Annotated in this window: 3 protein-coding genes; all 3 read left to right on the top strand. The window is 40.4% G+C overall.

The features are described 5' to 3' along the window. The coding region (locus tag ACEW8U_RS21580; RefSeq protein ID WP_373524125.1) for a SusC/RagA family TonB-linked outer membrane protein at nt 1-2,668 on the top strand (2,668 nt) is incomplete at its 5' end. Between the two features lie 28 nt (nt 2,669-2,696). Next, on the top strand, nt 2,697-4,403 hold the full coding sequence (locus ACEW8U_RS21575) for a RagB/SusD family nutrient uptake outer membrane protein (protein WP_373524124.1): 1,707 nt from the start codon (nt 2,697-2,699) through the stop codon (nt 4,401-4,403). A 115-nt stretch (nt 4,404-4,518) separates the two neighbouring features. Further along, nucleotides 4,519-7,077: VCBS repeat-containing protein (locus tag ACEW8U_RS21570; protein ID WP_373524123.1), on the top strand; the 2,559-nt coding region annotated here is incomplete at its 3' end.

Below are 7,077 nucleotides of genomic sequence, written 5' to 3'. Positions count from 1 at the left end.
TGATGGCGTGCCTACCGATAATGCCAATGCACTTAACCCTCAGGATATTGAATCAGTTCAGGTTTTGAAAGATCCTGTTTCGGCATCCATTTATGGATCAAGAGCAGCAAATGGTGTTATTGTGGTAACCACAAGACAGGGTACTTCTGGTAGGACAAATCTTACTTATGATTCTTATGTTGGTTTCCAAGCCTTACCTGAGAGGGTTTTCCCTAGAATGTTGAACACAGCGGAATACAGAGAACACCTAATCATGGCAGCCGAAGGAGCAGGTATCCCATTCAACAGCAGGATTTTCCAGAATGGAATACCGAGATATCTAGTCTCCAATACGGATGTGAATGCTAGACCTCAGGACGCTACGAATCCGGACTTTGACAGGTATAATTGGGATCCTTACAGCTTTGAAAACACTTATCAGATAGCAGAAACAAGCCCAGGAACAGACTGGCATAGAGATGCTGCTCAAAATGGCGTCATCCACATGCATCAGCTTGGGGCGACTGGTGGAACAGATAAGGGAACTTATTCAATGGGTTTTAATTACTTTAATGCAGATGGAGTTTTTAGGGAGACAGGCCTTCAAAGAGTAACTTTAAGGGCAAACTCCAGATTCAGTCCCAAAAAATGGATCACAGTAGGTGAGAATCTTCAGTTGGCCTTTACTGACCAATTTGGATCATCCGGTAATCCAAATGACCTATCAGGGGGGTTGGATTTCAACAATGAGGGACAAAACCCTTGGTATCTGGCAACCAGAGCAGCTCCTTTTATTCCATTACAGGATATTAATGGAAATCCTGCCGGAACTTCTATGGGTGGTGCAGGTCAGACATTAACAGCACATGCAGTATTGCCCAGAAATAGAGACAATAAATTCAAAGGATTAAACTTATTTGGTAATGTCTTCGCACAATTACATTTGACAAAGGATCTGACGGCATCCACGTCCTTTGGTTTAGATCAGAGATACGGAAATGGCTTTAATTTTACATGGATTACACCTGAAAAAGCAGAACCAATCAGAAACAATGCTTATAGTGAGTATTTCTTTGCATCTACAACTTGGACTTGGACAAATAGTTTGCAATATAACCTGAATATTAGTGATAAGCATATCATCAAACTTTTTGCTGCAACAGAATCCATATTTGATCAAGGAAGGTTTTTAAGTGCCAGCAGAAGAGATTATGATTTCAATGATCCGGATTTCAGGTCTATCAATACCGGTAAGAACCTTCCTCAAAATGGCGGTGCTCCAGGAACCCCTAGAACCCTTTCTTCTATTTTTGGTAAAGCAGAATATCAGTTAATGGACAGGTATCTTTTCAGTGCCACCGTTAGAAGGGATGAGGCATCTGTATTTGGTCCTGAATTCAGGGTCGGTGTTTTCCCTGCATTTGGATTTGGATGGAGAATTTCTGAAGAATCATTTATGCAGTCAGCCACTTATTTCGATGAATTGAAACTTAGAGGTGGTTGGGGACAAATGGGTAGCCAAAGAAACGTAAGTGCTAACAATGCCTATTCCTTCTTTGGTGCCAACCTATTTTCAACAGCCTATGACATTGCAGGTACTAATGGATTACCTCAGATTGGTTATAGACCAAGTGTTGTAGGTAATCCAAGCACAAAATGGGAGTCAGCAGAGATGGTCAATATAGGTCTTGACGGATCTTTGTTTGGTGGAAGATTGGATTTCACTGTTGAGTATTTCAATAATACCACTAATGATCTCTTAGTGGATAGACAAAGAAATGGTTTGGAACCTAATGTTGGTCAACCTAGAATTAATGTGGGTACCATGGTTAACAAAGGTGTCGATGGTTCCTTGTCTACCAGAGGTAAAATGGGAAGAGACTGGAGTTACAATGTGGGCATGACCTTCACCCATTACAGAAATGAAGCTGTTAAAATTGACGCAGAAGGAACTTCATTCTTGTTGTTTGGTGCAGGTCGTTTGGGTAATGTGCAGCGAATTGAAGCAGGTCAACCATTGGCTTCTTTCTGGGGATGGCAGATAGATGGTATCTTCCAGAATGAGGAAGAAGTTTTGGCACATGCTGATATGCCTTATAAAAGAGTTGGGTCTTGGAAAATCCGTGATATCAACGGTGATGGTGTGATTGATGGAAATGATCAAACTTTCATTGGAAACCCAATTCCCAAATTCCAAATGGGTTTTGATATTGGTCTCAACTACAAAAACTGGGATTTTCAGACATTTTTATTCTGGAACCAAGGAAACCAAATCTATAACTACACCAAATGGAGTTCGCACCTCAGAGGATTTGAAGGCGGTTACAGTGCTGATGTACTTTATGATACCTGGACCCCGGAAAATAGAGGAGCAAGTATGCCGATTTTGAATGCGAATGATACTTACTCAGGGGCTATATCCAATTCTTGGTACGTTGAAGACGGATCATTCTTGAGAGTAAGACAGATGCAGTTAGGCTATACATTTCCAATGGTACAGATTGCAAGGTTGGGAATGTACAGAGCTAGGGTATATGTCCAAGGTCAGAACATGTTTACTTTCACCAATTACTCAGGTCCTGACCCGGATATCGGAATTCTGGGCAACAGCGAGTTGCAAATGGGTGTTGACCAGTTTAGAACACCTGCCCCAAGAACAATCATTTTTGGGATTAATGTAGGGTTTTAATTAATTCATTAATAAAGATAAGACAATTATGAAAAGTAGAATAATATATTTTCTGATGTTCTTCGTGGCTGCATCATGTTTGATTTCCGCATGCAGCGAAGAATTTTTGGATAGACCGCCACTAGGCTCCATATCCGAAAATGCGCTCGCCAATGAAAATGGTGTAAATGGATCCCTTTTGGTTGCTTATAGGGCATTACAAGGGAATCAGATTGGGAACTGGTATACCAGTCCCAACAATTGGCTTTGGGGAGGGGTAAGGTCAGACGATGCTTATAAAGGGACTGAAGCCCTTGATCAGGCAACTGAAATCAATCCCGTTGAAAGGTTTGAAGTTTTGCCATCCAGCCCATCCACTACCAACAAATGGAGGGCCATCTATGATGGTATAGGTATGGCAAACATTACCATCCGACTATTGGAAAAAGCAGCTGATATCCCAGCTGATAGAAGAAGCAACATTTTGGCGCAAGCCAGATTTATCAGGGGATTTCTTCATATGGAAGCAGCAAAGAATTTCAAGAACGTTGCTTTTGTGGATGAAACTGTGATCACCACAGAACAGTACAGGGCTATAGTGAATACCCAAAATATCTATCCTAAAATTGAAGAGGATTTGAAATTCGCTATGGACAATCTTCCAAATACTCAGCCTCAAATTGGTAGGATTAATAAGTGGGGTGCAATGGCTTTCCTTGCTAAAGCCCATTTGTATCAAAATAAGTATGCCGAAGCTAAAGCATTATTTGATCAGCTAATTGCAAATGGGACAACCAGTAATGGAACCAAATACGGTTTGGAGGCTGAATTCAGAAATGTTTTCAGAGGTGAGTTCGAAAACGGTAAGGAAATAATATTCTCTATCCAATATACAGTAGGTGATGGAACTGGAGGTGCTAACTCCAACAAGGAATTGGAACTGACCAATCCCCACAATAATGGCCCGGTTGGATGTTGTGGGTTCTATCAACCAGCTCAAAGCTTGGTAAATGCCTATAAAACATCAGGAGGATTACCATTAATCGATACCTACAATCAGGTAAATGTGAAAAACCATGAGTCCAATCCAAATGATTTCCCTGACAGAGGTCAATTGGATCCAAGGTTGGATTATACAGTAGGTAGAATAGGAGTTACCTATAAAGACTATGGAATTGCTGCTGCAACCTGGATCAGACAGCTTGCAAATGGAGGCCCATGGTTGCCTAACAAACATATCCAATGGCGAGATGAAGTAGGCCCATTCTTTGTGCCAGGAAGTTGGGGACAAGGCCAATTGGGTAAAAACCAAATTGTAATGAGATATGCTGATCTCTTGTTGATGGCAGCTGAAGCTGAAGTGGAAGTTGGAAGCTTGGCTAAAGCCCAGGAATATGTAAATACTGTCAGGGCAAGAGCAAAAGGTTCCACAGTTGTAACCAATGCCGCAGGTGTGCCTGAAGCAAATTACCAAATTGAATTATATCCAGGTATATGGACTGATAAAGATGCTGCTAGAAAGGCAGTTCGTTTTGAAAGATATTTGGAGTTGGCCATGGAAGGTCATAGATTTTATGACTTGGTAAGGTGGGGTACTGTTGGTCCGGTAATGACAGCATTCCTAGCTAAAGAAAGCCCAATCAGAACTCACCTTGCAGGTGCTGATTTTCAGACAGGTAAAGACGAATACCTTCCTATTCCTGAATTTGTGGTTAACCAAGGTGCTGGAAATATCCAGCAAAATCCAGGTTATTAATAGTTGATCATATGGTTTTTAGGAGAGGTCTTATCTATTAAGGCTTCTCCTATTTTTTTTCAAAAAAGCCTCTTATTTTTCAGGTAGAAATTATTCCAGCCCTTACCTTAGATTCATGAAGTATTTGGTATATATGTTGTTTTGCTTTCTTCTATTGCAGTCCTGTAAACAAAAAGAGCAAAAGCTATTCAAATCTATTACCAGTTCCCATTCAGGGATAACTTTTAATAACGCCATTTCTGAAACAGATTCATTCAATATTCTCACTGATGAATATATTTTCAATGGAGGGGGTGTTGCAGTGGCTGATTTTAACAATGATGGATTACCGGATTTATTTTTTACAGGCAATCAGGTCGGAAATAAGTTGTACCTCAACGAGGGTGGTCTAAAGTTCAAAGACATTTCTGAAATAGCAGGTATAAAATCTTCAGAAACCTGGAGCACTGGTGTAGCTGTGGTGGACATCAACGGAGACGGATTGATGGATGTCTATATGACTGCGGCCATGTACCCGGATCGAGAAAGAAGAGCAAACTTGCTTTTTGTGAACCAAGGATTGAATGAGCAGGGAATTCCTGTTTTCAAGGAACAGGCAAAAGAATTTGGAATAGCAGATACCGGGAATGGTATGGGAGCTGTATTTTTTGACTATGATAAAGATGGTTTTTTGGACCTGTTTGTATTGAACAATGAGCAAAGTCAGACCATCCCCATCAATTACAGACAAAAGATTGTTGATGGGTCAGCAGTCAACAACGACCAATTGTACAGGAATAATGGGAACGGGACTTTTACCAATGTAACAATTGAGGCAGGCATCTTGATTGAAGGATTCGGATTGGGATTGGCAGTAGGTGACATCAATGGAGATGGGTGGACGGACATTTATATCAGTAACGATTATATCACCAATGATATCCTTTACATCAACAATGGGGACGGGACCTTTACCAACAAAATAAAAGACTATATCCGTCACCAAAGCATGTTTGCTATGGGTTGTGATATTTCTGATTTCAATAATGATGGATTTCTGGATATCATCACTTTGGATATGCTTGGGGAAACCAATTACAGAAAGAAGACAACGATTTCTAAAAACCTCTATCAGAATTACATTAACAATGAAACTTGGGGCTATGAATATCAGCATGTAAGAAATATGCTGCACATGGGTAATGGTCCTGATATTCCATTCAGTGAAATAGGACATCTTTCAGGTATTTATCAGACAGATTGGAGTTGGGCACCTTTATTTGCTGATGTGGATAATGATGGCTGGAGAGACCTGTTTGTGACCAATGGATTTCCAAGGGATATTACTGATAAAGACTTCGCCAATTATAGAGTGGATGTAGGAAGGATCGCCACAACAAGTCAATTGCTGGATTCTTTGCCCAAAGTGAGAATCCCGAATTATGGATTTAGAAATAATGGAGACCTGACTTTTGAAAACATTACCCAAAAATGGGGACTTGATATACCCTCTTTTTCCAATGGAGCTGTTTTTGCGGACTTGGATGGAGATGGAGATCTGGACTATGTGGTCAACAATATCAATGATGAGGCTTTTTTATTTGAAAATACCCTCAACCAAAATAGAGATATCCCCAACTTCCTGAGGGTTAAACTGGAAGGCCCCAAAAACAATCCGATGGGTATAGGAGCCAAGGTTGTTTTAAGATTTTCAGATGGAAGTTTCCTTTATCAAGAACAACAATTGTCAAGAGGTTACATGTCCTCGATGGATGAAATATTGCATTTCGGAGTGGGCAATAAATTAGATTCAATTTCGATAGAAGTATTATGGCAAGATGGGAAATACCAAAAACTGGATCAAGTTGGTATCAATCAATTGGTGACAGTTTCTGAAAAAGAAGCCGGTTTAACTGAAAAAGCTGACTTAAGATTTCCATTAGTTCCAAAAGATAAACCAAAAATAATGGCAGAGGTGTCAGCTGACCTAGGCATAGATTTTACCCACCAGGAAGTAGATAAAATTGACTTCAATGTACAAAGAACATTGTTGCACAAGTTGACCCAATTTGGACCTAGCCTTGTGGTCGGTGACCTGAACGGAAATGGGCGGGAGGATTTTATTGTAGGAAGTGCTACGGGCTTTGGAGCAAAAGTTTTTTTTCAGCTGCCGGATGGCAAATTTGAAGAAAGTGAGCTTTTTGGATTCGAGGATGAAATGAAATTTGAAGAAATGGGGATGGTGCTTTTTGACATGGATAATGATGGTGACCTGGACCTTTATTTGGTTTCGGGAAGCAATGAATTCAGTCTTGGATCTCCACTTTACTCAGATAGATTATACTTGAATAATGGGAATGGAAAATTCACTCATGCTCCAGATAAAATACCTGATATTAATGCAAGCGGCACTGTTGTAAGATCTGCCGATTTTGATGGAGATGGTCATGTGGATTTATTTGTGGGTGGCCGAACACCTATTGCTCAATATCCCTTGCCTGAGCGCTCCTTCCTATTGAAAAACAATAATGGGAAATTGGTTGATGTTACCGATGAGCTTTTGCCTGAATTGAGGGATATAGGAATGGTCACTGATGCCCTTTGGACCGATGTGGACAATGACGGGATTCTGGAACTGATTATTGTTGGTGAATTGATGCCTATCACTGTTTTCAAATATCAGAACGGTAAATTT

Origin of the sequence: Aquiflexum sp., from assembly GCF_041751335.1 — a bacterium.
In the GTDB taxonomy this organism is placed as follows: Bacteria; Bacteroidota; Bacteroidia; order Cytophagales; family Cyclobacteriaceae; genus Aquiflexum.
This window is presented reverse-complemented; position numbering and strand designations above follow the sequence as displayed.